Consider the following 26,360-nt stretch of genomic DNA (forward strand, 5'->3'; position numbering starts at 1 on the left):
CTGCGTCGCGAGCCGAGGCATGTGGGCCGTCTGCTGCGTTGGCTGGCCAGGGGGGCAGCAGGGCTCTGTGCCGCTTCCGTAGTAGGTGGTCGCGGCGCCCCTCGGGGCTGGCTATATTAGGTAGACCTGTCTACCTAAAAATGGGGAGAGCGATGCCCGATGAGCGAAGCAGGCACCTCGGCCGCGCAACCGTCCGGCAGGCGGCGGGGAGCCGCGCGTGAGCGGCTGCTCGCCGCCGCGGCACGCCGCTTCTACGCAGACGGCGTGTCCGCCACCGGCATCGACACCATCACCGCCGAGGCGGGCGTGGCGAAGATGAGCCTCTACAACAACTTCTCCTCCAAGGCCGACCTGGTGCGGGCCTACCTCGACGAGCGGCACGAGGAATGGTTGGGCCTCTACCGCCGGCGCCTGGAAGGGGTCAAGGACCCTCGCGCCCGCGTTCTGGCCGTCTTCGACGCGTACGCCGACCACGCCGCCTTCGCTTACGAGCACGGCTTCCGCGGGTGCGGTCTGCTCAACGCGGCGGCCGAACTGCCGGCCGGCGACGAGGGGCGGGCGCTCGTCCGCCGACACAAGGAGGAAGTCGAGTCCCTGCTCGCCAGTCACGTCGAAGAGCTGCTGCCTGGCCGGCGTGCGGAGGTTGGCAAGGTGGCGGAGCACCTGGCGTTCCTGCTGGAAGGCGCGATGGCGCGGGCCGGGTTGGAAGGCGCAGGCACGCGCCTGGAACACGCTCGGACCATGGCGGCGGACCTGCTGGACCGACTGTGACGCGGCCCGTCGGACGCTCCACCGGCTCGGTGGGCATGGGATCGGTGTGCGTACTCCTGGCATCGGTGCTGTGGGGCACCACAGGCACCGCCGCAACCTTGGCTCCGGCCGTGGGGCCGCTCGCGATCGGGGCCGTTGCCATGGGGCTGGGCGGCCTGCTCCAAGCCCTCGTGGCCGCTCCGCGTATCGCACGGGAAGCGCCCGGGCTCCGGGCCCAGCGCGGTGTGGTACTGCTCGGCGCACTGGCGGTCGGCGCGTACCCCCTCGCGTTCTACACCTCCATGCATCTGGCCGGGGTCGCCGCCGGGACCGTGGTGTCGATCGGCTCGGCCCCGCTCGCCTCCGCGGTGATCGAACGCGTCGCGGACGGCCGCCGCCTGACGCGCCGTTGGATGGCGGGGGCCGCCCTGGGGCTGACTGGGACGGTGCTGCTGTGCGCGGCCGAAGCGACCAACTCACACTCTGCACCCGGCACTTACTCCGCGGGCGCGACCGTTCTCGGCATCGGGCTCGGCCTGGTCGCCGGCTCCACCTACGCCCTCTACTCCTGGGCCGCCCACCGCCTGATCAGCCGCGGCGTCACCTCCGGCGCGTCCATGGGCGCCGTCTTCGGACTGGGCGGAGTCCTGCTCCTGCCCGTACTGCTGGCCACCGGCGCCCCGCTCCTCGACTCCTGGTCGAACACCGCGGTCGGTGCGTACATGGCCCTGGTGCCCATGTTCATCGGCTACGTCCTGTTCGGCTGGGGCCTGGCACACATCCCGGCCAGCACCGCAACCACCCTCTCGCTGCTGGAACCCGCCGTCGCGGCCGTCCTGGCCGTCCTGGTGGTCGGCGAACACCTGCCGCCGCCGGGTTGGACCGGCATCGCCTTGGTCGTCGGCTGCCTCGCCGTCCTCACCACACCGACGTCGGCATCAAGACCAGGGCCGAGACCAACGCTGACCCGAACCAGCTCGAAAGCCGGAGAGGGTGCGACGCCGGGCTCCGGCACCCACGCCGACGTGGGAGCGCAACTCGACCGCAGCCCAAGCTGAGTGTGTATGCAACCTGTCCGGCGAGACACTGCGTAGTGCAGCGCCGCACGTTCTCGTGTCGGATCGCCCACCAACCAACCGACTAGCCGACCAACGAACTAGCCGACCAGGCAGGGCACGCTCGTCACAGTCACAGTCAAGGGATGTCGAGCAGGGCCTTTCCCACCATGCCCCGTTCGAGTGCGGTGTGGGCGTCCGCGATGCGCTCCAGTGCGAAGCGGTGCAGCGGCAGTCCGGCCTCCGCCCCCACCCGCAGCGCGCCCGCGTCCACGGCTGCCGCGACGTCGGTGAGTGCCTGCTGCTTGGCCGCGGTCGGCACGGTGTAGACGAAGACGCCCTGCCAACGCAGGTTCGCCGGAAGGGAGGAGAGCACCGGGACGGACAGCCGCTCGTCCGCGCCGCCCGCGTAGTAGGCCACTACGGCACCCGGCGCGGCCACCGCGATGTCGAGAGCGGCGTTGGTGCCTGGTGCCACCTCCACGACGATGTCGACGCCCTCGGGAGCGAAGGCCAGGATCTCGGCGGCCGCGTCCTGCGTACGGTAGTTGACCACCTGGTGGGCGCCGGCCGCGCCCGCCAGAGCAGCCTTGGTGGGGCTGCTGACGGTCGTGACCACGCGGGCGTCGGCCCAACGGGCAAGCTGGATGGCCGCGTTGCCGACCGCACCCGCGCCGCCCGCCACCAGCACGGTCGCACCCCGCAGGGCACCGGGCGCGACACGTCCCGATCCGCCGTCGTGAACGGTCAGTGCGCGGTGGGCGGTCAGGGCCGGAATGCCGAGGGCGGCGCCGAGCTCGAACGAGGCGTGGTCGGGCAGCGCAACGGCGTGTCGGTCGGGGACGAGCGTGTACTGCTGCGCCGTTCCCCAGCGGCGTTCCCAGGCGGCCTCCCAGATCCACACCCGTTCCCCGACCCGCGCGGGGTCAACCTGCGGTCCGACGGCGTCGATCACCCCGGCGCCGTCCTGATGGGGCACCTGCTCGCTCATGCCTGGCGGCAACGCGCGCCTGCGGCTGCGCCAGTCAGTGGGGTTGACGCCCGAGACCTGCACACGCACACGTACCTCGCCGGGCCCGGGCTCGGGCACCGGGCGTTCGACGAGTTTCAGGACCTCAGGGCCGCCGCCGGCAGCCGTCCGGATGACGGACCTCATCTCGCACCTTTCCTTCGCTCGCCCCGGCGGAACGATCGCCTTGCGGATCGCTCGGCGGACGCCCGAGGAGGGCGCGGCCACGCACGGGGCATCCCACCGGTCTCAACTCCCTCCTGGAGCAAGGTATTCCGGAGCAAGGTATGCCGGAGAACCGCTCCGATTCCCGCCCCTCCTCCCACGCTGGTCGAAGTCAACGACGGGTCGGCGACGGGCAGCAGCAGGTCCAGCGAGCAGCCGCGTGGTGGGAATGCCGGGCCTTCGGTATCGGCGCGTCTCACCACTCGACCAGCGCCTGTACTGGCAGGTGGTCGCTGGGGAACTGCCCTTTCCTGGCATATGTGTTGATCGATGCGCGCCGCGTTCGCATTGCCGGCGAGGTGAGGATCCAATCGACCCGATCTCCGCCCGGAACCAAGGGCCGATACCCGTGGAAGGTTCCGTATTGGGCGCTCCGTTCGCCTGCCGCGTCCCAGCTGTCGACGAGTCGCCCGCCCCCGAGCATCGCCTCGTACACGGGGTTCTTGTGCGCCGCGACGTTGAAGTCTCCGGTCACGATCCGCGGCAGCGCGGGATTCAGTTTGCCCATTCGGTCGTTGATCAGTGCTGCCGAGCGCTCCCGCGCATACTGCACGGCGTGATCGAGGTGGGTGTTCAGGGCGTAGAACTCGCCAGAGCCCCAGGTGCTCCGTCCGCCTTCCCCTCCTCCGCCCCGTGCGGATTCGTCACTCTCCTCGCCCCGGACGTCACGCCTCCCCAGATCCCGGAACCGCACCCAAGTCGCCATCCGGATCACGGTGTTGCCCCAGGTTTTCGACCCGATCAGGTAGGGCGTGTCGGAAAGCCAGAAGTGGTCATACTCGGCGGGGGCGAGGCGTCGCACGTCGTAGAAGATCGCCGCGAATTCGTCCCGACTTCCGCCGGCTCTCCCGGTGCCGATCCAGGCGTAGTGCTCCCCGAGATCGGCCGCGATGTCCTGCAACTGCCCGTAGAGCCCTTCCTGCGTGCCGAGCAGGTGGGGCGCCTCCTGACGCAGCAGTTGGCGCATCGCCGGCCTGCGTTCGCCCCAGGAATTCGGGCGACTATCAGATGCGAACCGCAGGTTGAACGTCATCACCCGAAGCGGGCGCCGGCCGTCGTCGGTCGCGGCGTACGCGTCTTTGTGCGCGGCGGCCGCGGGGGCGGTCGCCGCGGCGGTCATCGCTCCGACGACCGTTGTGGTGACCACTCCGCGCAGAACGCGCCGTCGGCTCAACGGCCTTGTGAACGGCCGCCCCCATGCCCGTTCGTCACCGCCCCCGGAGCCTGGCGAGTGCTCCGGGGAATCGGAATCCGCGCGGGCGAGGGGGTTTGCGTCGGCCCGAAGTGAATCGGGGGAGTCATTCGTTGGTGACGGAACAAGATCAGGGGATGTTCCCCGGCCGAATACCGTCCGTCCAGCACCGTGACCGTCCACACGTCACTCCCGAAATCGACCGCCAGCTGCCGACCTCCGACACTCGTCAGTTGTCGATCAACTGCCGCCGGTTTTCTTCGCGTTGGGAAACCGTCACGGTCCAGTCTCCCGTAGCTTGTCGAGCTCCGAAAGCCCCTTCAAGTGAACTGGCGCCAAATGATCTGGCGCCAAATCCTCACTCGTTCGCCCGCGCTTCCGGACGCCTCTCGCCTAGGTAAGCGCCCAGCGCTGCCTAGCGGTCGGCTGCCGGTCCCTGCCAGTCCTCATGCCGAATGCGGGCGAGGTCGCGCACGCCGCTGACCGTCCCCCACTCGTTCTTGCCAAGTCGCGACAGCGGGCGCAACTTGCTGATTTCCGGGTGTCCGTCCACCAGGACGTCGTCCGAGACGACGGCATGCAGAACGCGTCCGAACACCACGGTCCCGTCGCCGATCCGGAGAGTGCTATGCAGTTCGCATTCCAGTGCCACCGGCGAGGCCGCGACCCGCGGCGGCTTCACCCGCAGGCTCGGCTCGGCATCGATCGCCGCCGCCTCGAACTCGCTCACGCCATGCGGGAAGTCGGTAGCCGTGTCATTGATCTGCGTAAAGAGTTCCTCCGGCGTGAAGTTGACCACGAATTCGCCGGTGGCCTCGATGTTGCGGAGGGTGTCCTTGCGGCCGACGGAGCTGAACTGCACCACGGGCGGCGTCACGCTGGCGATGCTGAAGAAGGAATGCGGTGCCAGGTTGGCCGTCCCGTCCGCGGAAACGGTGGACACCCAGGCGATCGGCCGCGGCACGACCGTGGCGGTCAGCAGCTTGTAGAACTCGTTGCGGGGCATGTGTGCAGGATCGAAGTCAACTCGCATGGTGATCAGTATCCACACCGGCGGCCGCGGACCGTACAGCGGATCCACGGCACCACCAAACCCCCCTGAATTCGGCAGAAAGTGTGCCCGGTATCGGGAGCCATCGAGCGCCAGGAGCCAACACCGTGCCAACAGCAGCCCACACCGTCTGGGAAGACTTCGAAGTCCCCGCCCATGCCCGCGGCGGCCAGGTCACTCTCAACCTCCACGACCACCTGGCGGCATACGCCCCCAAGCGCCGGCGCCTACCTGCGCGTCTCCTCTGACCACTTCGGCCTCGAAGCCGGCGTCGACCGCCAGCTCGAAGACGCCCAAGACACCCGCGCCCGCCTGCGCTGGGGACCGTTCGCCAAGGTCTGCCGGGAGAACGACACCGATCAGTCGGTTGCGTACGGAACAGCCGCGGAGCCGGTTCGGCCTCATGGCGTCTCCACCAGGCCGAGCCTGAGGTGTTCGCTGTGGTGGACAGCCTGGTCGAGGAGTTGGGCGACGTGATCGTCGTAGAGGGTGTAGACGATGCGGCGCCCTTCGCGGTGGCGGGCGACCATGCCCAGCGTGCGCAGCAAGCGCAGTTGATGGGAGACGGCGGAGGGTTCCATGCCGATGGTGGCGGCGAGGTCGGCGACCGGATGCGGCTTATCGCGCAGGGTGGCGAGGATCATCAGCCGCGACGTGGTGGCCAGGGCCTGGAGGGTGGCAGCGACCGCGGCAGCCGTGGCGCTGTCGAGACGAGCGGCCCTGACCTGTGCGGACGGGCCACGCGTCGGCTCACCGGCGTGCACGGCGTCCGCGAGCGCGGGCGCGGGAACGCGCCTGGGCCTCGCCCGGCGTGGGCACGAACTGCATCTCCAGGGTGGGTGGAGGATCGGCCACGCCCGGCCCTCCGGCCGTCGCCCAGGTGAGGATGTCGTCCGTGCTGTCGTCGCCGAGCGCCCAGCCGATCCAGATGGCCCGGCCGCCCCGGCGACGACCTTCCCCGGAGGGCTGGACGACGACGATGTTGGCCTGCCCGCACGGCCCGAGGCATTCGCTCGTACGGACCGCCAGGCGCCCGCCCGACTCGGCCGCGGCGGCGCGGAGTCGGGTGAGCTGCCACTCGTGGTCGGTACCGGGGTGCTTGCGGGGGTTCCCGCAGCAGCAGCCGCGGCACACCACCAGCGTGCAGGGGCGGTCGCGGGCCGCGCCGATCCTCGTACTGCGGTCCGGGCCGTTCACAGGGAGGTCCGGGACGGCAGCCGGTGCGCGCGTACCCGGCCGTCCCGGTGGGCGGCGAGCAGCAGATCAGGGCCGGACCAGGCGAGAGCCGTCACCGCCGCATCGCCGTCGAGAGTGCGGGCCGGTTGCAGGCGCGCCTGGGGGCGGCCGGCGGTGGCCCGCCACAGCGCCACGGTGCCATCCTGGCCGCCGCTCGCCAGGTGGCCCGCGCCGCCGGGCCGCCACACAAGAGCGGTGACCGTCTCGTGGCAGCGCAGCGAGCGTGGTGCGGTGCCGGCCGGGCCCTTGCCGGAGAAGTCCCACACCGTCACATCCGGCGCGCCGTCGGCGGCGAGCCAGTAGCCGGTGTCGTCGAAGGCGAGGCGCGAGACCTTCTCCCGGTAGCCGGACATGGTCAGTTCGCTGCCGTCCCGGGTGCGCCAGATGTGGATGGAGGCGTCCTGGTTGCCGCTGCAGATCCAGCGGCCGGTCGGCGCGACGGCGAGCGCGAGGTGCGAGCCGATGTACGGGTAGGTGACGACGGGCTTTTCGGTGTGCGGCTCGTGGGCGCGCACCGCTCCGTATGCGGCGACCGCGAGGCGGCGGCCGTTGCGCAGCCAGGCGAGGTCGGTGACGGTGGAGGCGGCGGGTTCGGTGGACCAGAGGGTTTCGCCTGCCGGTTCAAGGACGAGGGCGCGGCGGCCGGAGGCCACGGCGACCCGGCCGTTGTCCGCCCAGGCCGCGGTGGACGACCAGGCACCGGTCTCGACGGTGAGTGCCGAGACGCCCGATCGGCTCCACAGGGCGTAGCCGGTGGGCCCGGTGGCCGCGAGATGCTGCCCGTCGCGGGCGATCGCCACCGAGAGTGCGCCGCCGGGGAGTTCGAGCCGGCCGACCTCCCTACCTGTGGCGGCCTCGGCGATGACGACGCTTCCCTCGGCCCCGGCCACCGCGACGAGGTCCCCGGCGGCGGAGAGGGCAACGGGCGCATCGTCGACAGCGATCTCCCACGCCGTACCGACCGTGGTGGTGGAGTTGGTCAGGGTGGTCATACGGCGGCTCCGGCGGTGGCCACGCAGCGGGCGAAGCCGTGGGTCAGGGCCTCGCGGTCGAGGTTGCGGCCGATGAAGACCAGGCGGTTGCGGCGCGCTTCGCCGTCCCGCCACGGTGCTCCGTTCTCACCGACGAAGAGCATATGGACGCCCTGGAAGACATAGCGCCGGTCCCATCCGGCGAGGGCGAGGATGCCCTTGGAACGGAAGATATCGGCCCCCTTTTCCCGCAGCAGCGCGCCGAGCCAGGCGTTGAGGCGGCCTTCATCGACCTCGCCGTCGATCTCGATGCCGACGGAGGTGACGCTGGTGTCGTGCTGGTGCTCGGTGTCGGTGAGGAACTGCGGATCGTCCTTGAGGACCCGTGCAAGGTCGAAGGCGCCGACGTCCAGGATGCGCCTCAGCTCCACCTCGGCATGGCGCGCCGGGATGATCTCGACCGGAGCGTTGATGGCCCGGATACGGGCGATGACTTCGGCGACGGTCTGCTCGTCGGCCAGGTCGGTCTTGTTGAGGACGACGCGATCGGCGAAGGCGATCTGCTCGACGGCCTCGTTCTCCACGCCGTCCGGCTTCTGCTCGTCCAGGTGCGGGAGGACGTGCGCCGCGTCGACGAGGGTGACGATGGCGTCCAGACGGAGCCGAGCAGCGATCTCGTCGTCCATGAAGAACGTCTGGGCCACGGGAGCCGGATCGGCCAGACCGGTCGTCTCGATCAGGATGTGGTCGAACTTCTCCCGGCGGCGCATCAGGGCGCCCAGGATGCGGATGAGGTCGCCGCGCACGGTGCAGCAGATGCAGCCGTTGTTCATCTCGAAGATCTCTTCCTCGGAGTCGAGGACGAGTGCGTCGTCGATGCCGACCTCACCGAACTCGTTCTCGATGACGGCGATCCGCAGTCCGTGGTTCTCGGTGAGGATGCGGTTGAGGAGGGTGGTCTTGCCCGAGCCGAGGAATCCGGTCAGTACGGTGACGGGCACCCGGTCATCTCGCTTGGCGGACATGGTGGTTCAGGCTCCTTCGGGTTCGCGGGCGAGCAGCGCCCGCAGGTGTTCCTCGGTGAGGTCGGTTACGGGGTGGTGCAGGGTCCAGCGGCGGGGCGTGCCGTCCATGGGCAGTACGGCGATGACGGTCTCCAGCGGTGGGCAGTCCTCATCGCTGCACGCCAACTCCCGCACGACGAAGGCCGTGTCCTCCCCGAGGCCGAGCAACTGTCGTACGGACTCCTTCACTTCTGCCGTGCGGGGGTGCTGTCCTGGAGGCCGCCAGGCTCCGATCGGCTTCATCCGTCTCCTCCATCGGGTCGCTCGGGCGTATCGGGCCGGCAGCGGCTGCAGATGCCGGTGAGTTCGACGATGTGCTCCACGGCCGCGTAGCCGCTGATCCGGCCGGTGCGCTCGGCCCACTCCTCCACCGCCTGCGACTCCACCGGTCTGCTACGGCCGCAGGCGCGGCAGATGAGGTAGTGCCGGTGCCCGTCGTCCGGCCGCTTGCGGTAGCGGCGTTCGCCGGTCTCGTCACGTACGACGTCGAGACATCCGGCCCGTTCGAGTTCGCGGAGCGTGCGGTAGACCGTGGCCAGCCCCACCGGGAGGTCCGCGGTGGCCATGCGTTCATGGAGGGCCTGCGCCGAGACGAAGTCGGCACAGTGGTCGAGCACCCTTATGACGGCGGAGCGCTGTCGCGTGGTCCGGCCGGCCAGGCGGCCGCGCTCCACCGGGCGGGGAGCGAGAGCGTTCATGGAGCAGTCACCTCATTCAGCGGCCAGTGCGGGCCGTGAACACCGAGGCTAAATGAAAATGAAATCTATGTCCATATGAACGGTGATTCATGTGAGTGGTGCGGCAGCGACACCCACGGCCGCGCTGGGCACGTCGCCGGACAGATGACCGCCGCCGGGGACCCGCCAGTCCCGCGCCGCCGATGGGGCGGCCCACATGCGCGCGCAGCGGCCGTCGGGCTCGGCGAAGCGGGTGGCGGCGACCGTGACGGCGAGGAGGGTGGCGGGGGTCAGTCGGGCGTCGAGGGTAAGGGCTGCACCGAGGGCGACCAACCCCACCAGGGCGAGTTGGACGAGGAGTTGGGCACCGGCGACGGGCAGTGCTGCGGAGCGGTTGGCGGTGGGCTGGGCGTGGTGCTGGTGGGCGAATCAGGCGCCAGGATGGGGCCCTGCTTGGCGGCCTGGTTCACGGCCGCACCGACGTCGTCCATGTTGGCGGACTTGGCCTCGACGAGCAGGATGTGGCACTGCGGGCAGGACGCGCTGACCATGTCGACGTCGAGGGAGATCTCGCCGGCCCAACCGGCTTCCGGTGCCGGGTAGTTCGTGCCGCCGTCCTGGTCGATCTTCTTGAAGCAGCCGTTGCTGGTGGTGCACTCCGGCAGGCCGTACTGGGTGCGGTAGGACGCCAGTCCCTTCTCGGCGTCGGGTCGTCGTTCGCGTCGACGATCGCGACGGTGGGTGCTCGTGCCGGCGTCCTTGGGGAGGTTGTAGGCGGCCTGCACCACGCTCGTCATCGAACACCCGGCGCTCGCAGGCTGCCTACGGCTGGCCCTCCAGACCGTGTGACCGTGAGGGACGGTGCGGCAGCCGTGACAGAGTCCAGCCTGGCGCCGTAACGGCCTTGTCCCGCGCCGAGTTCGCCCGCCGGTTCACCGTGACGGTCGGCCAGCCACCGAGAACGTGTCCGACCGGGTGGCGAAAGGCGACGGTGGGCCGCCTGCCACGCGAAGCCGAATCCCCCACGTCGCATCATGGTGGACGAGCGGGCCTGCGACTGGTTGTTCAGACGAACGCCGGGGTGGGAGCGGGCAGGTAGGGGGTGGTGTTGCGCCAGGCGCGCTCGATGTATTCCTCTTTCTCTCCGACCGGGGCGACATAGTGCAGTGCGCTTTCGGCGGCGTCGTTGCCCTGGAGGCGGGCGATGATCCAGGCAGCGAGGTAGTGCGAGGCCAGGCAGCCGCCGGCGGTGGCGATGTTGTCCTTGGCGTAGAAGGGCTGGTTGAGTATCTCGACGCCGGCGGCGACGACCCAGGGCTTGGTGGTCAGGTCGGTGCAGGCGGGGATGTCGTTGAGCAGGCCGAGCTTGGCCAGGACGAGCGCGCCCGAGCACTGTGCCGCGATGAGTTGGCGCGACGGGTCCAGGCGGCGCAGGATGCCCATGATCGCTGGGTCTTCGACGACCTCGCGGGTGGCGATGCCACTGCCGACGATGACGGCGTCAGCGGCGCACGCCTCCTCAAGGGTGGACATCTGCTCGATGACCACCCCGTTCATCGACGTCACCTGGGGGCTGGGGGTGGCGATGGTGACGCGCCAGTCGTCGGACTTGATCCGGTTGAGGACACCGAGTGCGATCAGGGAGTCGAGCTCGTTGTAGCCCTCGAAGGTGAGGATGGCGATGTGCACGGCGGCTGTCCTTCCTGGTGGTTCGGTGGGTGGATCTTGACGGTAAGGACCCACGAACAGGACAGTCAAAGAATTGTCATGCATACAATCCGGTGCATGGCAGCCCCGCGGTACAAAATGCTGGTCGACGCGCTCGCATCCGACATCCGGACCGGACGGCTCGCCGCGGGTGCACAACTGCCGACACACCGTGGGCTCGCCGCTCGTGAGGGCATCGCCGTGGTGACCGCGACCCGGGTGTACGCCGAGTTGGAAGCGATGGGGCTGGTGAGCCGGGAACAGGGCCGCGGTACGTTCGTGCGTGATATCGCGGTTCCCGCGGGTCACGGCATCGATCAGCAGGTCGTCGCTACGGATGCGGTCGACCTCAACTTCAACTATCCGTCGCTGCCCGGGCAATCCGATCTCCTTCGGCAGGCTCTGCGAGAGGTGGCCACCTCTGGTGATATCGACTCGCTGCTGCGCTACCAACCGCATCGAGGGCGTCCCCAGGACAGGGCCTCGATCGCGCGGCATCTGAGGCGTCGGGGTATCACCACTGACGCGGATCAGATCCTCATCGTCAACGGTGCGCAGCACGGCCTGGCCATCACCGTCATGGCCACGCTGAATGCCGGCGACGTGGTCGCGGTCGACGCACTCACCTACCCGGGTTTCAAGGTGCTCGCGCATGCCTTTCATCTCGACCTGGAGCCCATCCCCGCAACGGCCGACGGACCGGATCTTGAGGTCCTTGAGAAGGTGTGCGCGACCCGCCCCGTGCGTGCGATCTACGCCATGCCCACCTTGCACAACCCTCTGGGCTGGGTCATGCCGGCGACTGACCGAACCCGCCTCGTCGAGATCGCTCGACAGCACGGTCCGGTCATCATCGAAGACGCCTCCTACGCCTACTTGGTGGAGGACCCTCCACCGCCTCTGGCTGCAACCGCGCCGGACCTCACCGTCTACGTCTCGGGGCTGTCCAAGAGCGTCGCTACCGGCCTCCGGGTCGGCTTCGTCGTCGCACCGCCGTCTGTGGTGCCGTCGCTCGAACGCGCGATTCGGGCGACCACCTGGAACACCCCGGCCCTCACCGCCGCGATCGCCTGCCGCTGGCTTGAGGACGGCACGGTGGACCACTTGGAGGCGCAGAAACGAGACGACGCCAAGGCCCGCCAAGCACTCGCCGGACAAGAGCTGGCGGGCCTGCCGTTGATCAGTCACCCCTCGTCCTACTTCGCGTGGCTGCCACTGCCCGACGAGGCACGCGCCGATCGCCTGACCGCTACCCTCGCGCGGCAGCACATCTCGGTATCCACGGCCGAGCCGTTCACCACCTCGATGCACACACCGCAGGCGATCCGCCTGGCCCTGGGCTCGACCGATCTGGAATGTCTCCAGTCGACGCTGCGTACGGTGCGGCAAGTCGTTGTCGAGGACGCCTACGCCTGATCTCCCCTTCGATCAGCTGGTTCCTGCCCGCACGGGCGTCCATGTACGAAAGGTCGCCTTTGCGGGCGGCTTGGGGAAACCCGGTCGGCCTGCGCCCCGAGACTTCGATGCCCGGTGGCCGTGACGGGGTGTTGTACACCTCCATCGATCACACCCCGGGGGCGCCCCGCGCCGGCACCGACCTCGTCGCCCTCGACATCGGCAGACCCGCGGGTGCGGTGGAAGCACGAGCTGGCCGACGACAGGCGAGGCCGGACCTCCACCGTGCTGTGCGATGGCGGGATCCTCGCCAGCGCCCCGACCTTTAGATTTGTACGTCCACGGGGTGCGGCCCGTGGATCACGTTGGCCCGCGCCAGGCCGCATCGTAGATGAGCCGGCACGAGCAGTGCCTGCCGTTCGGCGCCAGCCGGCGCCAGCGTGTCCCTTGCGCAAGGCGACGTGCGGTCAACTCACGGGCGAGGAAGCGCACCGTCTACCAGGAGCTTCTCCACGCCCGGACCCCGCCCTCACTCCCAGTGGCCCTGCTCCGCACGGAGGTTGAGGAAACCTCAGTGGGTGTTGGCGTGAGGGAGCGCGCGGAAGTGCTCGGCGCCGATCACGAGCGCGGGACGGTGGTCGAAGCGGCACCGATCCATTCGTTTCCGCGTCGTGCTCGGCTACCTGCGAGCCGGGCGCGAGCTGGAGCCGGTCGAGCTCGCGGCTCAGGGCCGACTCGGACTCCTTCCGGTGTGCTCAGCTGTGTTCAGCGAGGAGCAGTACCGCCCGGGGGCTCTGCGCCCAGGAGCGTGAGCAGGCCGGGGAATCTCTTCTCGATGTCCGCTCGTCGTAGTCGGATGCCCTTGCGGTTGCCGTAGTCGATCTCGTCAATGAGACCTGCCTCGCGCAGGACCCGGAAGTGGTGGGTCTGGGTCTGCTTCGAGATCGGCAGATTGAACGAGTTGCAGCCCCGCTCGCTGTCGCTGCGGTCGGCGGCCAACTCCCTCATCACCGAACGCCGGTGCTCGTCGGCGAGGGCGCGAAACACCGCACCCAGATCGAGCGCATCGGCCTCCGGGCCGACCAGGTTCCTCCCGGCCACGCGGCACCCCCTTCAGGTACGACTTGTATCGTACCTGAAGGATGTGCTCCACTGAGGTACGAAACTGATCGTACCTTGACCGGATAGCGCTGCTCCGTGCCGCCGCTCCCCGAACCCCGCCCCCGGCACTCGCCGCGGACCCGGTCATCGACACTCCGAGAGGTCATCGTCATGAAGAAACCCGAGGTGCTGATAGTCGGTGCCGGAATCGCAGGGCCCGCACTCGCGTACTGGCTGTCCCGGAATGGATACCGGCCAACCGTCGTCGAACACGCCCGGCAGCTGCGCTCCGGCGGTAGCGCGATCGTCGTGAAGGGGCCCGCGATCCCGGTCGCCGAGCGCATGGGCATCCTTCCGCAGCTCCGCGGGCTCGCCACCCGCAATCGGTCGCTGACCCTGCTCGACCCCGGCGGCAGGCGGATCCTGCAACTCCCGCTCACCTCGGACAAGAACCCGACGGTCGAGGTGACCCGAGCCGACCTGTCCGAGGTGCTCCACCGGTCGGCGCAGACCGAGGCCGAGTTCTTGTTCGACGACACGGTCACCGCTCTCGACCAGGATGAAGGCGGGGTGGACGTCACCTTCCGGCGGTCCGCGCCACGGCGCTTCGACTTGGTCGTCGGTGCCGACGGGATGCACTCGACCGTACGGCGCCTGGTGTTCGGACCCGAGCGGCAGTTCGTGAGCGACCTGGGCCTGTACGGCGCGACCGTCCCGTTGGAACCCGACGCCATCGAGGACCCGAACGAGATGACGATGCTCACCGCGCCGAACCGGATGCTGGTCCTCCACCCCTCGCGGACCACTCCGCTCGCCATCTTCACCTTCCGGGCCGCGCAGTTAGCGCCCCACGACCGCAAGAACATCGCCCTTCACAAGCAGACCGTGGCCGACGCCTACGCCGACGTGCGGTGGCGGGCACCGGAACTCGTGGCGGCGTTCCTCGACCACCCGGCTCCGTTCTTCGACCCCCTGACCACCGTCCGGATGCCCTCGTGGTCCCGCGGACGGGTCGTACTGCTCGGGGACGCAGCGGCAGCGACAGCCCTGCTCGGCGACGGGTCCAGCATGGCGATGGCGGGCGCGTACGCCCTCGCAGAAGAACTCGCCGCCCATCCCAGTGATCACGCCCGCGCCTTCACCGCCTACGAGTCGCGGCTCCGCCGTGAGGTAGGCCCGCGGCAGCGACGCGTCGGCCCGCTCTCCAGGCTCATGGTGCCCCGCACCCGGCCGGGCCTCGCGGTGCGCAACGCCGTGGGCCGCGCGGTCGGTCGCACGAACCGGATCGCCTCTCGCGAAGCCGCGAACCGGTAGACCGGGCCCGCACCGACCGGTCACCGGCAGGTCGGCTGCTGGCGGCCTCACCCACCCTTCCGATGGTGGGCGGCGAGCAGCGTCACCACCACGGTGTCCCGGATCCGCGCCGGACTCTGCCCAGCCTCGACAAGCGCCCCGATCAGGTCGCTGCGGTCGGTGTCGGTTTCCGCGCCGCCGAGCGCGAACCCGCAGATCATACGGAGCGACAGCGCCGCCAACTCCTTTTGTAGCTCGACGTGTTCGCCGTCGGCCTGCCCAGCCCAACGATCCGCGAGCGGGCCATCCGGCGAGCACCGAGAGCAGGAGTCGGGGCCAGGGGGTGTGCTCGTCGGCGGGCAGCACGTGCAGGTTGCCTGCTCGCACAGCGGGTCCAGGAACGCGAACAGCTCCTCGCGCCACGTGTCGATGTGCGCCGTGGCCTCCAGAACCACGGGATCGGCAACCGGCAGGCCGTGTCCGCGCCCGGCAGTAGCGCAGCAGCCGCATCGCGGGGGCACGAAAGTGAATGGTCACCGCGCACCGCGCCCCGACATCATTGTCAAAGGCGCGGTCTGCGCGGATCGTTGCCCTACGGGATGCGGCAAGCCCCGCGGGAGCGCCGCGCGCTGGTGCGTGTGGTCGCCCTACGGCGTGTAGACGGCGTCACTGCCGTACAACTCCTTGGTGAACGCGGACACGTCGGCGCTGCGGTCGGCGCCGTCGAGGTTGTACGTCAGAAAGACGCCGTACCCCTCGCCGACGGTGCGGCGGGCGAGGTCGGCGACTGCACTCTGCGAGGTCCCGCCGATCTCGACGGCCGCCGGCGACAGCTTCGACTTGGGCAGCGCGATGCCGGGGACCTGCCAGGTGCCGTAGTACGGGTTCCAGGCGTAGTCGAACTTGGACGAGACGTCGACGCCGCCGTAGGAGAGACGCGACGCGGCCGGGCCGATGTTGTAGAGGCTGATGATCTTGTCCGGCATGTTCGCACGCAGCGCCGTCACCAGGTGCACGAACGAGCTGTCGTTCGGCTGGCCGGTTCCGTTGTTGCCGTACTCCGCGTACTCGTCGTCAAAGTCGATGCCGTCGAGGCCGTACTTGCCCACGGTGTCCGACAGTTGCTTTGCGAATGCCGAAGCCGCCGATTGGGACGGGAAGTTGGCAAATCCCGCGCCCTGGTGGTTGCCCAGCACCGAGAGGACGACGTGGATGCCTTTCTGCTGTAACGGCCGTATCTCCGTGGCGGCGTTGTCGAGGACGCGCTGCACGTTCTCGTTGAAGTACAGCTGCGCCGCTTTCGTGTTGGTGTCGTAGTTGATGTTCGCCGCGAAGATCACGGCTACGTCGAAGACATTGCCGCCGCCGTTGGCGAGGGTGTATTTGCCGACGTTCAGCATGCTGTTGTTGTTCACCTCGACGTACGCCACCGAGGTCGGCCGCTGTTTCGCGGGTGCGGGGAACGCCGCTGCGCCGGTCGTGGCGGTCGCGCCGAAGGCAAGGGCCACGACGGCCGAGAGCACGAGCGCAGCCCTCCGCACTCTGCTCCGTACCGGAGTGCACATCATTGATCGGTCTCCCCTCGCGTAGGTCGGCGCTCGGCCTGTCCGAAAGCGCCGAGTGATCCCGCCGAGTCTTCCGCTCCCGTGACCGAATCCCGAGAGTCATACCCGAACTCTTCACAACCGCACGCACATCGCGCCACAACACGACTCCCGGGCAAGGGAGTTGGTGTGTCGAGAGCACGGTCGACATGCGCCTCCACCCTGGCCGACCACTGACGATGGCGACACGAGGAGCGCACACGCGCCGGAGAACAACGCGCCACCGTGCAGCCAACACCGAGGACTCCCCCGTCGTGAACGTGAATACGCCGAAACCGCCGCATTCGCCGGCGCTGTCGGCGACGGCGCCTGGCAGCCGGCACCACACGTCACTCTCGTCGCTCTCGTCGCTCTCGTCACTGTCGACTGCGCCTTTCTCGCCATGCGCAGGCTCGGCACAGATGTACTGAACATCGCCAGCCATCGCCTAATTCCTCGTCAAGTTGCTTCTGTTAGCGGGGCGTTGCTGTGGCAGCCCTCGGGAACTCCCGTCGTCACAGGTCACGTGCGTGCCTTCGTCGGCAAGGCACCTCATGTGGTGACCGTTTGGTGGATCAACCTTCAAGGTTTGGCCACGAGTTACACACATCCCCCTCTTCAGACGGGCCTCGATGGTCTAGATTGACGCTGCTTCACATGACACGAGGCGACAAATCGTGATCTTTAGGGCCAGCGTTGCCGATATCCGGCAGTCGTGTCGTCGGTGTCAAACGTGGGCGGGGGCGTTTTCTTGGAGCCCGAGAGGGGGCCTTGGGGGCCTTGGGTGTGGGAGCCCGAGGGGTCGGCGGGTTCCACGTACCTCGGGAGTCCGGCACGACATGCGAGTCCGCTGCCGCTTGGGTGGGGCGTTCACGTTGCGCCGCAACAGCCGGGACGTCATGCGGCGGAGGGCCGGCCTCTTGGGGGAGGAACAGCGCGGCGCGGGGGCCTCCTTGAGGGGACGAGGCGTGTGGGGCGAGTGCGGTGAGACCACTGACGACCTGGGGGGGGATCTGTGCAACAGGGGGAATTGGTCAGCCCGTTGTTATCGGCGCGCGGGCGTCCGGAGAACGGGGCAGTCAACCAGCCGGCGAACGACTGGGAGCAGCGCTACCGCCGTACCGTGATCACCAGCGATACGGTGGCCACCGCCTTCGTCGTGGCGGCGATCGGCAAGTTCTTCGGGGCCCGGGACGCGGCGAACTGGCACGAGAAGTGGGGAATCCTCGCCTTCGGCACCGAGCTGCTGGTGCTGGGGGCGCTCGCGGTGAGCCGGTCGTGGGCTCCGGCCGTACTCGGCCAGGGCGCCGAGGAGTTCCGCCGGCTCGGCCGTGCGCTGTTCACGGCGACCGTCGTCCTGGCACTCGGCGGAATAGCCCTCGCCTCGCGCAACATCAAGCTCTGGATCTTCGTCGCGATCCCCACGATCGCGCTGGTCACCATGACCGCGCGGTATCTGCTGCGGCTGTGGCTGCACAGACAGCGGAAGGAAGGGCGGTGCCTGCGGCCGGTGCTCGCTGCCGGAAGCCCGGCCACCGTGCACGACCTGATCGCCCGGACCCGCAAGTTCCCGCATCTCGGCTGGCGGGTGGAGGCGGTGTGCACGCCGGACGGTCTCGGGGGCGACGGTGACCAACTGGACGGAGTGCCGGTCGTCGGCCGGCTGACGGACGTCGCGGGCCAGGTCCACCGCGACGGCTACCGCGTTGTCGCGGTCACGCCGGATCCGCACTGGTCACCGGACCGGCTGCAGCGGCTGGCCTGGAACCTCGAAGGCAGCGACGCCGAGATGGTCGTGGCACCCGTGCTGATGGAGGTGGCCGGACCGCGGCTGCATGTCGACGCGGTGCTCGGGATCCCGCTGTTGCGGGTCAGCATGCCGACCTTCACCGGGGGGCACCGGGCGGTCAAAGAGGTCGTCGATCGGATGGGTGCGGCGCTCCTGCTGATGCTGTTCGCGCCGCTGATGGTGCTCGTCGGACTGCTTGTGCTGGTGGACAGTCGGGGCGGGGCGTTCTACCGCCAGCGTCGGGTCGGCAAGGACGGCCGCGAGTTCACCATCGTCAAGTTCCGCACCATGGTCGCCGGGGCCGACGGGGCGCGGGCCGCACTGGCCGACCGCAACGAGGGCGCGGGCCTGATGTTCAAGCTCCGCCGGGATCCGCGGGTGACCCGGGTGGGCACGGTGCTGCGCCGGTACTCCCTCGACGAACTCCCGCAACTCTTCAACGTGTTGACCGGATCGATGTCGCTCGTCGGTCCGCGGCCGCCGCTGCCGGAGGAGTCCGCCGCGTACGGCCCGGACATCCGACGGCGGCTGCTGGTCAAGCCCGGGCTCACCGGCCTGTGGCAGATCAGCGGGCGCAGCGACCTGCCGTGGGAGGAGGCCGTCCGACTGGACCTGCGGTACGTGGAGGACTGGTCGCTCGCCCTCGATGCGGTGATCTTGTGGAAGACGTTGCGCGCGGTGCTCCAGGGACAGGGGGCCTACTGATGCGCGAGCGGCGACGACGTCGTACGGCCGGCGCACGGACCGCAGGCCGAAGGGGCCTGCCTGGGGGGAGGAACGCGTCATGAGAATAAGCGTCTTGGGGCTCGGCTACGTGGGCTGCGTGTCGGCCGCGTGCCTGGCCAGCATGGGACACGAGGTCATCGGGGTGGACGTGAACCAGGTGAAGGTCGACCTGGTCAACGACGGCAGGGCACCGGTGGTCGAGGAGCGGATCGGCGAGCTCATCGCCGAGGTCGTGCGGACCGGGGCGTTGCGGGCCACCGGCGACGTCCGCGCGGCGATCATGGGCAGCGAGGTGTCGCTGGTCTGCGTGGGCACGCCGTCGGAGCCCAACGGCAGCCTGTGCACCACGTACTTGGAGCGGGTCACCGAACAGATCGGCGCCGCGCTGGCGGAGCGCGGTGCGCGTGGCGGGCGGCACACCGTCGTGTTCCGCAGCACCATGCTCCCGGGCACCTGCCTGAACCTGCTGGTGCCGATCCTGGAGAAGCACGTCGGTGGCACGGCCGGAGTGGACATCGGGGTCGCGGTCAACCCGGAGTTCCTGCGCGAGGGCACCAGCGTGCGGGACTTCTTCGCCCCGCCCAAGACCGTCATCGGCGAGCTCGACCGGGCGAGCGGCGATGCGGTGGCGGCGCTCTACGACGGCCTGCCCGGCGAGGTGTTCCGGGTGCCGATCCCGACGGCCGAGGCGATCAAGTACGCGGACAACGCCTTCCACGCCCTCAAGATCGGCTTCGCGAACGAGCTGGGCGCGGTGTGCCAGGCACTCGGGGTGGACTCGCACCAGGTGATGGACGTGTTCCTGGCCGACCGCAAGCTGAACATCAGCCCCGCCTATCTGCGGCCCGGCTTCGCCTTCGGTGGCTCCTGCCTGCCCAAGGACCTGCGCAGCCTGGTCCACGCGGCGCGGCGAGCCGATGTCTCGGTGCCCATCCTCGCCCATGTGCTGCCCTCCAACTCCGACCATCTGCAGCGCGCGGTGGACCTGGTCGAGCGCACCGGCAAGCGCCGGGTGGGCCTGTTCGGACTGTCCTTCAAACCCGGCACCGACGACCTCCGCGAGAGCCCGCTCGTCGAGCTGGCGGAGGCGCTCTTCGGCAAGGGGTACGACCTGCGGATCCACGACGCCAACGTGAGCCTCTCCCGGCTGCTCGGCGCGAACCGCGAGTACATCGAGACCCGGCTGCCGCACCTCGCACAGCTGCTCGCGGACTCCGTCGACGAGGTGCTGGAGCACGCCGAGGTGTGTCTGGTCGGGACCAGGGACCCGGCCGTGCTGTCGGCGCTGCCCCATGGCGGCGCCCCGGTGATCGTCGACCTCATCCGCCTCCCCGACGCCGCGGCGCGCCGGGCCGAACCGGGGTACCTGGGCCTTGCCTGGTAACGCGACCGGCGGTGCCGCGCCGGCCCGGCGCGCGCTGGTCCTGGTGGAGAACCTGTCGGTGCCGTTCGACCGGCGGGTGTGGCAGGAGTGCACGACGCTGCGCGACGCGGGCTGGGTGGTGCACGTCATCTGTCCCCGGGGGGAGAAGCGGGACACCGAGCCGGAGGCGGTGATCGACGGGGTGCGGATCCACCGCTACCCGTTGCGCGCGGCCACCGGAGGGCCGGCCGGCTACCTGCGGGAGTACGGGTCGGCGTTGTGGCACACGGCCCGGCTGGCCCGCAGGGTCGGCCCGGTCGACGTGGTGCACGCCTGCAACCCGCCCGACCTCCTGTTCCTGCCGGCGCTGTGGCTGAAGCGGCGCGGCGCGCGGTTCGTCTTCGACCAGCACGACCTGGTACCGGAGTTGTACCTCTCCCGGTTCGACCGCGGCGAGGACCTGCTCTACCGCGCCGTGTGCGCGCTGGAGCGGCGGACCTACCGCGCCGCGGACATCGTGCTCGCCACGAACGAGAGCTACCGGGACGTTGCGGTGCGCCGTGGCGGCAAGCGGCCGGCGGACGTCTTCGTGGTGCGCAGCGCACCGCAGACCGACCGGTTCCAACCGGTGCCGCCGGAGCCGGAGTTGAAGCGCGGCAAGCCCCATCTGCTGTGCTACTTGGGCGTCATGGGCCCGCAGGACGGCGTCGACTACGCCTTGCGGGCCCTGGCGAAGCTGCGCGACGGGCTCGGGCGGGCCGACTGGCATGCGGTGTTCGTCGGCGCCGGCGACGCGTTCGACGCGATGGTGGCACTGTCCCGGCGGCTCGGGCTCTCGGAGCAGGTGGAGTTCACCGGGCGCATTCCGGACGCCGACCTGGTGCGCTACCTGTCCACCGCGGACGTGTGCCTCTCCCCCGACCCGCGCAATCCGCTCAACGACGTGTCGACCATGAACAAGGTCCTGGAGTACATGGCGATGGGCCGACCCATCGTCTCGTTCGACCTCCGGGAGGCGCGGGTCTCCGCCGGTGACGCCGCCGTCTACGCGCCCGCCGACGACGAGGCCGAATTCGCCCGGCTCATCGCGCAGTTGCTCGACGATCCGGAGAAGCGGGCCCGGATGGGCACGATCGGCCAGGAGCGGATCAATGGGCCGCTCTCCTGGCGGAACTCGCAGGCGTCGCTGCTCGCCGCGTACTCAGCTGCCTGCCGTGACCGCACTCCGGTGTCGGCGGGCGATCCGAACCGGGCGGGGAAGAGGCCCCGCCGTTGAGCGATGACTCGATACGCCTGGTCACGATCGGGCGGATAATCCGTCGGCGCTGGCGGCTCCTCACCGCCCTCGCCATGGTGGGTGCCCTCGTCGGCTACGGCATCTCGCTGCTGCTTCCGCCGCGTTACACGGCATCGGCATCGGTCCTGCTGCCGGGGCAGTGGGAGGAGCGCGAGCTGCTGACCCAGGTGGACATCGCGACCAGTTCGACGGTGGTCGACCGCGCGGCCGCCACGCTCGGCTGGACCGGGGGCAGCGGGCTACGGGATCGGGTGAGCGCCAAGGCCGCCGACGGGAACATCATCACGGTCTCGGGCACGGCCGACACCCCAAGGCGGGCGCAGCAGCTCGCCGACCAGTTGGTCCATCAGTTCGTCACGTTCGCCGCGCGGCTCGCGGGCGACAGCGCCGACCCCGAGGCGGCGGCGCGGCCCGAGGCGCTGCGGCAGGCGGTGGTGCAGACCAGCCGCCGCATCTCCGAGCTGTCCGAGGCGGCCGATCCGGGGCGGACCGTGGAGAGCGTACAGACCCGCACCGAGCTCGCGAAGCTGCGCACCGCGCTGCAGGAGGCCAGCAACAAGCTGGACCAGGCCGCCCCCGCGACCACCAAGGCCACCATGGTCGTCATGGGGCCGGCGACCCGACCGGCCGGCGAGGCACCACCGACGCGACGGCAACTCATCGCGGCCGGGGCGGTGCTGTTCTTCCTGCTCGCGGTCGTCGGCCATCTCACCGCCGCACGCATGAGTCGGCGCCTGCGCGCCGAACCGGAGATCGCCGCGGCGCTCGGTTCGGCGCTGCTGGGTACCGTCGACGTACCCGACGAACGGTCCGCGCACCGGCCGGCAGGCCGTGGCCCGCGGGCCCGGATCCGGTGGCTGCTCGGCCTCGACGTCCGGTGGGACCTCCCCACCCCGCGGACATCCGCCGACGAGGCCGGCAGGCAGTTCCGCTACCGGCGGGTGTGTGCCCGGCTGCGGGATCAACTGCCTTCTCCACGAAGACTGTTGGTCATCGTCCCGTACGGCGACGAGATCGCCCGCCGGGCCGCCGGGCGGCTCGTCGCGGAGGCCCAGGGCGATGCTTCCCCTAGCTCTTCGAGCCGGGGGTACCCCGCACTGCGGGTGGTGGGGGTTTCGGTGGACCGGCCGATGGTGCCGGACCTCGACCACGAGTCCGGTGTCCTGGTCGTGCTCAGCGCGGGCAACTGGACCCGGGAGGAGCTGGCCGGCATCGCCGAGGCGTGTGTGGACGCCCAGCACGAGGTCGTCGGCGTCGTCGTCGCCTCCGTGGTCCGGGCCCTTCCGACGCGGTCTGCCGGCCGTCCTCGGGATGCCGCCGCGCCGGCGCTCGCGGTGCGGGCCGATGCGACGGGGGGCGCCGGATGACGACGCGTACGACGCCCCAGTCGCCGGCCGCCGCTCCGCTGCTGGACCTGCACGCGCTGGTGGTGGCGGTGCGGAGGCTGCGGCGCCTGTGGTGCTCCATGGCGCTGCTGGGGCTGCTGGTCGGCGCGGCGTTGGCGGTCCTGCTGCCGACGCCGCCGACCGCGGTGGCCAAGGTGCTGGTCGCACACCAGGAGGACCAGCCGAACGACCCCGGAACGCTGATCCGCACCGACGTCGCGCTGCTGGGAACCACACGGATCGCCGGTATGGCGCTGCGTTCCCTCAAGTCCTCGGAGAAACCGGAGGACTTCCTGCGGGACTACCAGGGCACCGGCCTGACCAACAACCTGCTGCAGATCGATGTGACGGGCGACAGCGACGCGGCGGCGGTGGCCCGCGCCAAGGCGCTGGCCGATGCCTTTGTCGCGGACCATGTGCGGCGGATACAGGGCGCCGCGGACGCCGAGGCCAGGTCCCTGCTCGACCAGCGTGACCGCACACAGGACGAACTCGCCCAGCTCAACAAGGCGATCGGAGCGGGGTCGCCGAAGAGCGGGCCGAAGGCGTCGGCGGACCTGGAGTCGCTCTTCGCCCGCCGGGCCGAACTCACCTCGCGGATCTCCGATTTCGGCCGACGCGCCGCGGAGGCACACCTCGGCACGCCCCAACTCATCGCGGGCACCCAGGTCGTGGACGCCCCGCACCCGGTGCGGCACTCCCTGCCCAAGGCCGCGGCCACCAACGCCGCGATCGGGTTCGCCCTCGGACTCGCCCTCGGACTCGCGGTGGCCGCGGTCGGCACGGTGGTGGCGGACCGCCCGGTGCTGCGCCGGGACATCGCGGCGAACCTCGGCGCCTCGGTCATCGCGGAGCTGCCCCGCCGCTCGGGCCGGTTGTGGCGGCGCCGTCGGACCCGGGCGGCGCGCGAACGGCTCGTCACGTCCCTGGCCCGCACCGTGCGCGGCTCCACGGAACCGGTGTCGCTGCTGGAACTGGGCTGTGCGCGCAGCACGGGCGTGCTCGCCCTGGACCTCGCCGGGGCCCTGGCGGCGGACGGGCCGGTGGTCATCGTCGACGGTCTGCCCGGCGCGCGGCTCGCGGGCCGCCGCCCGGAGCCGGGAGGTCCGACCGTGGTCAGCGGCGAGCGTGCCGCGGCCGGGGCGCACGAGGAACGCCGGTTCGGCGTCGGGTCGGTCGCTACCGGCACCGCGTGGACCGACCTCCAGTACCTCGGTACGCAGACCGTGCTCGTCGTGCGGGCCGGGCACGGCAGCGCCGCCTGGCTGCACACCGTGGCGCGCCAACTCGCCGACCAGCACATCGCGGTGATCGGCGTGGTGCTGATCGACCCCGATCCGCGGGACCGCACCGACGGCACGCTGTGGGACGGGCTGGGGACCGCGCTGCGCGGCCTGAGCGAGCGGCCGGCCCGGCAGAACGATGGGGGTACCTCCCACGCCGTTGAGGCAGTGGGGGGAGGCCGGCGGCGGGTCGAGCTGCAACCGATGTGGACGCGGGTCCCCAACAACGACCAGGAGGTTCGGTAGGACATGTGTGGCATCGCAGGGACTTACCGATGGCCGGACGGGAAGGTCGTCACCGACCGGCTCACCGGCGCCCTCGCCCACCGCGGTCCGGACGGGGCCGGCCGGTACGACCACCCCGTCGGTGACGCCGAAGTCTGTCTGGGGCACCGCCGGTTGGCCATCATCGACCTGTCCGACACCGGCGCCCAGCCGATGGTCTCGGGCGGCCTCGCCCTGACCTACAACGGCGAGCTGTACAACGCACCCGAGCTGCGGGCCGAGTTGGCGGCCGCCGGGGTGCGCTTCTGCGGAACCTCCGACACCGAGGTGCTGCTGGAGGCGTGGCGGCGCTGGGGCACGGACTGCCTGCCTCGGCTGCGCGGCATGTTCGCGTTCGGGGTCTTCGACGAGCGGACCGGTGAACTGGTGCTCGCCCGCGACCAGTTGGGCATCAAGCCGCTGTTCCTGCTCCGGCGGGGTGCGGGCCTGGCGTTCGCCTCCGAGCTCAAGGCGCTCGCCGCCGCGGCCGGTGGTTCGCTGCGGGTGGACCATGCGGCGCTGGTGGCCTCGCTGCTGTACTACTGGGTGCCGGACTCACGGTGTGCGTTCCGCGAAGCGGAGAAGCTGCCGCCGGGGAGTTGGCTGAGGTGCCGGCCCGACGGCCGGGTGGAGCGCGGCCGGTTCTGGCAGCTGCGGGACGTCGCCGCCGAGGGCCGGGAGCGGGCCCTGGCCGGCGAACGGCCGGATGTCGCGGCCGTCGTCGAGGAGTCGACCCGGCGTCACCTGCGCGCCGACGTGCCCGTGGCGACCTTCCTCTCCGGCGGGCTGGACTCCAGTTACCTGACCGCGCTGGCGGCCCGCGATCGGCCCGGGATCTCCGCCTACACGATCGGGTTCCGCGCCGAGGACGCCAGGTTCGAGGCGATGCCGGACGACCTGCGCCATGCCCGGCGGGTGGCCGGGCGGTTCGGCATCGACCTGCACGAGATCGAGATCGCTCCGAACGTGCTCGACCTGCTGCCGCGGATGACCCACCACCTGGACGAGCCGATCGGCGACCCCGCCGCGATCAACACGTTCCTGATCTGCTCGGCCGCCCGGGAGGCCGGGGTCAAGGTGATGCTCTCGGGTATGGGTGCCGACGAGCTGTTCGCCGGGTACCGCAAGCACCTGGCCAACCTGATCGCGCTGCGCTACCAGCGCGTCCCGCGGCCCCTGCGGCGCGGCCTGTCCCGGGCGGTGGACCGGCTGCCGGTCGCCACGTCCCGCCGGGGGTACCGGTCGGTGCGCTTCGCGAAGCGGTTCCTCTCCTTCGCCGAGCTGCCGGAGGAGACCGCGTTCCGGCGCAGCTACACCCTGTACGACCAGGACGAGTTGCTCGCCCTGCTCGATCCGGACCTGGCCGGGGCGGTCGAGGAGGTGCTCGCCGAGCACGCGGACATCTATCACGACAACGACCTCGACGACTTCGTCAACCGCATGTGCCTGGGCGACGCCCGGATGTTCCTGCCGGGCCTGAACCTCGCCTACACGGACCGCGCCAGCATGGCCGCGTCGATGGAGGTGCGGGTGCCGTACGTGGACGTCGAGGTGGTCAGGGCGGCGTTCGCGGTGCCCGGGGATCGCAAGATCGTCGGGCGGCAGGGCAAGGCCGTCCTCAAGGAGGCGGCCGCCTCGGTCCTGCCCCGGGAGGTCGTCTACCGGCCCAAGGGCCTGTTCAGCGCCCCGCTGCGGGCCTGGATGAGCCGGGACCTGGCGCCGCTGGTGCGCGAGGTGGTGCACGACGGCGTGCTCGTCAACTCCGGGCTGCTGCGCCGCGATGCCCTGGCGCGCATGGTCGCCGAGGACGCCGCCGGGCAACGGGACTACTCCAAGCATCTGTGGCATGTGCTGACCCTTGAGTACTGGTATCGCGGCGCTACCTCCGGGGTCCGATCCGAGCGCTCGCTCGACGGCATGTAGACGGCTGAGGAACAAGGGGAC

At 70.3% G+C, this 26,360-nt stretch carries 25 protein-coding genes; 11 read left to right on the forward strand and 14 right to left on the reverse strand.

All coding sequences use genetic code 11. From position 1 onward, the window contains the following. Window positions 1–159: 159 nt before the first annotated feature. Together ACFVFQ_RS04455 and ACFVFQ_RS04460 are read left to right on the forward strand one after the other, a co-directional pair. The gene (locus ACFVFQ_RS04455) at window positions 160–771 is read left to right on the forward strand and encodes a TetR/AcrR family transcriptional regulator (RefSeq protein ID WP_383408475.1); all 612 of its coding nucleotides are present in this window, start codon (window positions 160–162) and stop codon (window positions 769–771) included. A 35-nt stretch (window positions 772–806) separates the two neighbouring features. Continuing rightward, the gene (locus tag ACFVFQ_RS04460) at window positions 807–1,808 is read left to right on the forward strand and encodes a DMT family transporter (RefSeq protein ID WP_383408954.1); all 1,002 of its coding nucleotides are present in this window, start codon (window positions 807–809) and stop codon (window positions 1,806–1,808) included. Window positions 1,809–1,944: 136 nt separating this feature from the next. Here ACFVFQ_RS04460 and ACFVFQ_RS04465 read toward each other — a convergent pair whose 3' ends face one another. From ACFVFQ_RS04465 to ACFVFQ_RS04475, 3 genes are all read right to left on the reverse strand, one after another. Further along, window positions 1,945–2,961, reverse strand: coding sequence for an NADPH:quinone reductase (locus ACFVFQ_RS04465; protein WP_383408478.1), 1,017 nt, complete (start codon window positions 2,959–2,961; stop codon window positions 1,945–1,947). Between the two features lie 274 nt (window positions 2,962–3,235). Beyond that, complete coding sequence (locus tag ACFVFQ_RS04470; protein WP_383408481.1) at window positions 3,236–4,159, reverse strand: endonuclease/exonuclease/phosphatase family protein; 924 nt, start codon at window positions 4,157–4,159, stop codon at window positions 3,236–3,238. A 487-nt stretch (window positions 4,160–4,646) separates the two neighbouring features. Then, entirely contained in the window at window positions 4,647–5,264 is a 618-nt protein-coding gene (locus ACFVFQ_RS04475) for a flavin reductase family protein (RefSeq protein WP_383408957.1), read from the reverse strand. A 125-nt stretch (window positions 5,265–5,389) separates the two neighbouring features. Between ACFVFQ_RS04475 and ACFVFQ_RS04480 the strand changes: the two genes are divergently transcribed. Continuing rightward, window positions 5,390–5,530 (forward strand): hypothetical protein, encoded by a 141-nt coding sequence (locus tag ACFVFQ_RS04480; protein WP_383408483.1) that lies wholly within the window; start codon window positions 5,390–5,392, stop codon window positions 5,528–5,530. Between the two features lie 153 nt (window positions 5,531–5,683). Here ACFVFQ_RS04480 and ACFVFQ_RS04485 read toward each other — a convergent pair whose 3' ends face one another. The 8 genes from ACFVFQ_RS04485 to ACFVFQ_RS04520 form a co-directional block, all read right to left on the reverse strand. Beyond that, complete coding sequence (locus ACFVFQ_RS04485) at window positions 5,684–6,046, reverse strand: ArsR/SmtB family transcription factor (RefSeq protein ID WP_383408486.1); 363 nt, start codon at window positions 6,044–6,046, stop codon at window positions 5,684–5,686. Beyond that, complete coding sequence (locus ACFVFQ_RS04490; protein ID WP_383408489.1) at window positions 6,033–6,479, reverse strand: (2Fe-2S) ferredoxin domain-containing protein; 447 nt, start codon at window positions 6,477–6,479, stop codon at window positions 6,033–6,035. Before ACFVFQ_RS04490 ends, ACFVFQ_RS04485 begins: the two co-directional genes overlap by 14 nt. Then, window positions 6,476–7,510 carry a WD40 repeat domain-containing protein gene (locus ACFVFQ_RS04495; protein WP_383408492.1) on the reverse strand — a complete coding sequence of 345 codons (1,035 nt, stop codon included), beginning with the start codon at window positions 7,508–7,510 and terminating at the stop codon, window positions 6,476–6,478. The genes ACFVFQ_RS04490 and ACFVFQ_RS04495 overlap by 4 nt, the downstream gene beginning before the upstream one ends. Then, window positions 7,507–8,514 (reverse strand): CobW family GTP-binding protein, encoded by a 1,008-nt coding sequence (locus ACFVFQ_RS04500; protein WP_383408495.1) that lies wholly within the window; start codon window positions 8,512–8,514, stop codon window positions 7,507–7,509. The genes ACFVFQ_RS04495 and ACFVFQ_RS04500 overlap by 4 nt, the downstream gene beginning before the upstream one ends. A gap of 6 nt (window positions 8,515–8,520) precedes the next feature. Beyond that, window positions 8,521–8,796, reverse strand: a complete 276-nt coding sequence (locus ACFVFQ_RS04505) for a hypothetical protein (protein WP_383408498.1) — start codon at window positions 8,794–8,796, stop codon at window positions 8,521–8,523. Next, complete coding sequence (locus tag ACFVFQ_RS04510; protein WP_383408501.1) at window positions 8,793–9,251, reverse strand: Fur family transcriptional regulator; 459 nt, start codon at window positions 9,249–9,251, stop codon at window positions 8,793–8,795. The genes ACFVFQ_RS04505 and ACFVFQ_RS04510 overlap by 4 nt, the downstream gene beginning before the upstream one ends. A 269-nt stretch (window positions 9,252–9,520) precedes the next feature. Continuing rightward, entirely contained in the window at window positions 9,521–10,027 is a 507-nt protein-coding gene (locus ACFVFQ_RS04515; RefSeq protein ID WP_383408504.1) for a hypothetical protein, read from the reverse strand. A 268-nt stretch (window positions 10,028–10,295) separates the two neighbouring features. Then, window positions 10,296–10,919 (reverse strand): DJ-1/PfpI family protein, encoded by a 624-nt coding sequence (locus tag ACFVFQ_RS04520; RefSeq protein WP_383408507.1) that lies wholly within the window; start codon window positions 10,917–10,919, stop codon window positions 10,296–10,298. Window positions 10,920–11,015: 96 nt separating this feature from the next. On the opposite strand from ACFVFQ_RS04520, the gene ACFVFQ_RS04525 reads away from it, so the two are divergent. Then, window positions 11,016–12,353, forward strand: a complete 1,338-nt coding sequence (locus ACFVFQ_RS04525) for a PLP-dependent aminotransferase family protein (protein ID WP_383408510.1) — start codon at window positions 11,016–11,018, stop codon at window positions 12,351–12,353. Between the two features lie 744 nt (window positions 12,354–13,097). Here the strand turns inward: ACFVFQ_RS04525 and ACFVFQ_RS04530 are convergent. Next, window positions 13,098–13,433, reverse strand: a complete 336-nt coding sequence (locus tag ACFVFQ_RS04530; RefSeq protein WP_383408513.1) for an ArsR/SmtB family transcription factor — start codon at window positions 13,431–13,433, stop codon at window positions 13,098–13,100. Window positions 13,434–13,604: 171 nt separating this feature from the next. Here ACFVFQ_RS04530 and ACFVFQ_RS04535 point away from each other — a divergent pair, with 171 nt between their 5' ends. Further along, the gene (locus ACFVFQ_RS04535) at window positions 13,605–14,747 is read left to right on the forward strand and encodes an FAD-dependent monooxygenase (RefSeq protein ID WP_383408516.1); all 1,143 of its coding nucleotides are present in this window, start codon (window positions 13,605–13,607) and stop codon (window positions 14,745–14,747) included. 47 nt (window positions 14,748–14,794) lie between these two features. Here the strand turns inward: ACFVFQ_RS04535 and ACFVFQ_RS04540 are convergent, their stop codons facing one another. Together ACFVFQ_RS04540 and ACFVFQ_RS04545 are read right to left on the reverse strand one after the other, a co-directional pair. Next, window positions 14,795–15,181 carry a hypothetical protein gene (locus ACFVFQ_RS04540; RefSeq protein WP_383408519.1) on the reverse strand — a complete coding sequence of 129 codons (387 nt, stop codon included), beginning with the start codon at window positions 15,179–15,181 and terminating at the stop codon, window positions 14,795–14,797. A gap of 192 nt (window positions 15,182–15,373) precedes the next feature. Then, window positions 15,374–16,291, reverse strand: coding sequence for an endo-beta-N-acetylglucosaminidase H (locus tag ACFVFQ_RS04545; RefSeq protein ID WP_383408959.1), 918 nt, complete (start codon window positions 16,289–16,291; stop codon window positions 15,374–15,376). 1,033 nt (window positions 16,292–17,324) lie between these two features. Between ACFVFQ_RS04545 and ACFVFQ_RS04550 the strand changes: the two genes are divergently transcribed. The 6 genes from ACFVFQ_RS04550 (at window position 17,325) to asnB (ending at window position 26,339) form a co-directional block, all read left to right on the forward strand. Further along, complete coding sequence (locus ACFVFQ_RS04550; protein WP_383408522.1) at window positions 17,325–18,803, forward strand: sugar transferase; 1,479 nt, start codon at window positions 17,325–17,327, stop codon at window positions 18,801–18,803. A gap of 79 nt (window positions 18,804–18,882) precedes the next feature. After that, window positions 18,883–20,208 carry a nucleotide sugar dehydrogenase gene (locus ACFVFQ_RS04555; RefSeq protein WP_383408524.1) on the forward strand — a complete coding sequence of 442 codons (1,326 nt, stop codon included), beginning with the start codon at window positions 18,883–18,885 and terminating at the stop codon, window positions 20,206–20,208. Next, window positions 20,198–21,463: a glycosyltransferase family 4 protein gene (locus ACFVFQ_RS04560; protein ID WP_383408527.1), complete on the forward strand. Its 1,266-nt coding sequence runs from the start codon at window positions 20,198–20,200 to the stop codon at window positions 21,461–21,463. Before ACFVFQ_RS04555 ends, ACFVFQ_RS04560 begins: the two co-directional genes overlap by 11 nt. After that, complete coding sequence (locus ACFVFQ_RS04565; RefSeq protein ID WP_383408530.1) at window positions 21,460–22,851, forward strand: Wzz/FepE/Etk N-terminal domain-containing protein; 1,392 nt, start codon at window positions 21,460–21,462, stop codon at window positions 22,849–22,851. Before ACFVFQ_RS04560 ends, ACFVFQ_RS04565 begins: the two co-directional genes overlap by 4 nt. After that, a complete protein-coding gene (locus tag ACFVFQ_RS04570) occupies window positions 22,848–24,398 on the forward strand; it encodes a Wzz/FepE/Etk N-terminal domain-containing protein (protein WP_383408533.1) in 1,551 nt (516 codons plus the stop codon). Before ACFVFQ_RS04565 ends, ACFVFQ_RS04570 begins: the two co-directional genes overlap by 4 nt. Window positions 24,399–24,401: 3 nt before the next feature. Next, complete coding sequence (asnB, locus tag ACFVFQ_RS04575; protein ID WP_383408536.1) at window positions 24,402–26,339, forward strand: asparagine synthase (glutamine-hydrolyzing); 1,938 nt, start codon at window positions 24,402–24,404, stop codon at window positions 26,337–26,339. Window positions 26,340–26,360: the final 21 nt, after the last annotated feature.

The sequence above is a fragment of the Streptomyces sp. NPDC057743 genome (genome assembly GCF_042798755.1).
In the GTDB taxonomy this organism is placed as follows: Bacteria; Actinomycetota; Actinomycetes; order Streptomycetales; family Streptomycetaceae; genus Streptomyces.

Excerpts from the sequence above, each read along its gene's own strand:
- asnB (WP_383408536.1), top strand. The coding sequence starts at position 24,402 with ATGTGTGGCATCGCAGGGACTTACCGATGGCCGGACGGGAAGGTCGTC.
- ACFVFQ_RS04515 (WP_383408504.1), bottom strand. The coding sequence starts at position 10,027 with ATGACGAGCGTGGTGCAGGCCGCCTACAACCTCCCCAAGGACGCCGGC.
- ACFVFQ_RS04555 (WP_383408524.1), top strand. The coding sequence starts at position 18,883 with ATGAGAATAAGCGTCTTGGGGCTCGGCTACGTGGGCTGCGTGTCGGCC.
- ACFVFQ_RS04465 (WP_383408478.1), bottom strand. The coding sequence starts at position 2,961 with ATGAGGTCCGTCATCCGGACGGCTGCCGGCGGCGGCCCTGAGGTCCTG.
- ACFVFQ_RS04510 (WP_383408501.1), bottom strand. The coding sequence starts at position 9,251 with ATGAACGCTCTCGCTCCCCGCCCGGTGGAGCGCGGCCGCCTGGCCGGC.
- ACFVFQ_RS04545 (WP_383408959.1), bottom strand. The coding sequence starts at position 16,291 with ATGTGCACTCCGGTACGGAGCAGAGTGCGGAGGGCTGCGCTCGTGCTC.
- ACFVFQ_RS04495 (WP_383408492.1), bottom strand. The coding sequence starts at position 7,510 with ATGACCACCCTGACCAACTCCACCACCACGGTCGGTACGGCGTGGGAG.
- ACFVFQ_RS04500 (WP_383408495.1), bottom strand. The coding sequence starts at position 8,514 with ATGTCCGCCAAGCGAGATGACCGGGTGCCCGTCACCGTACTGACCGGA.
- ACFVFQ_RS04460 (WP_383408954.1), top strand. The coding sequence starts at position 807 with ATGGGATCGGTGTGCGTACTCCTGGCATCGGTGCTGTGGGGCACCACA.
- ACFVFQ_RS04535 (WP_383408516.1), top strand. The coding sequence starts at position 13,605 with ATGAAGAAACCCGAGGTGCTGATAGTCGGTGCCGGAATCGCAGGGCCC.
- ACFVFQ_RS04525 (WP_383408510.1), top strand. The coding sequence starts at position 11,016 with ATGGCAGCCCCGCGGTACAAAATGCTGGTCGACGCGCTCGCATCCGAC.
- ACFVFQ_RS04505 (WP_383408498.1), bottom strand. The coding sequence starts at position 8,796 with ATGAAGCCGATCGGAGCCTGGCGGCCTCCAGGACAGCACCCCCGCACG.
- ACFVFQ_RS04475 (WP_383408957.1), bottom strand. The coding sequence starts at position 5,264 with ATGCGAGTTGACTTCGATCCTGCACACATGCCCCGCAACGAGTTCTAC.
- ACFVFQ_RS04570 (WP_383408533.1), top strand. The coding sequence starts at position 22,848 with ATGACGACGCGTACGACGCCCCAGTCGCCGGCCGCCGCTCCGCTGCTG.
- ACFVFQ_RS04470 (WP_383408481.1), bottom strand. The coding sequence starts at position 4,159 with ATGACCGCCGCGGCGACCGCCCCCGCGGCCGCCGCGCACAAAGACGCG.
- ACFVFQ_RS04455 (WP_383408475.1), top strand. The coding sequence starts at position 160 with ATGAGCGAAGCAGGCACCTCGGCCGCGCAACCGTCCGGCAGGCGGCGG.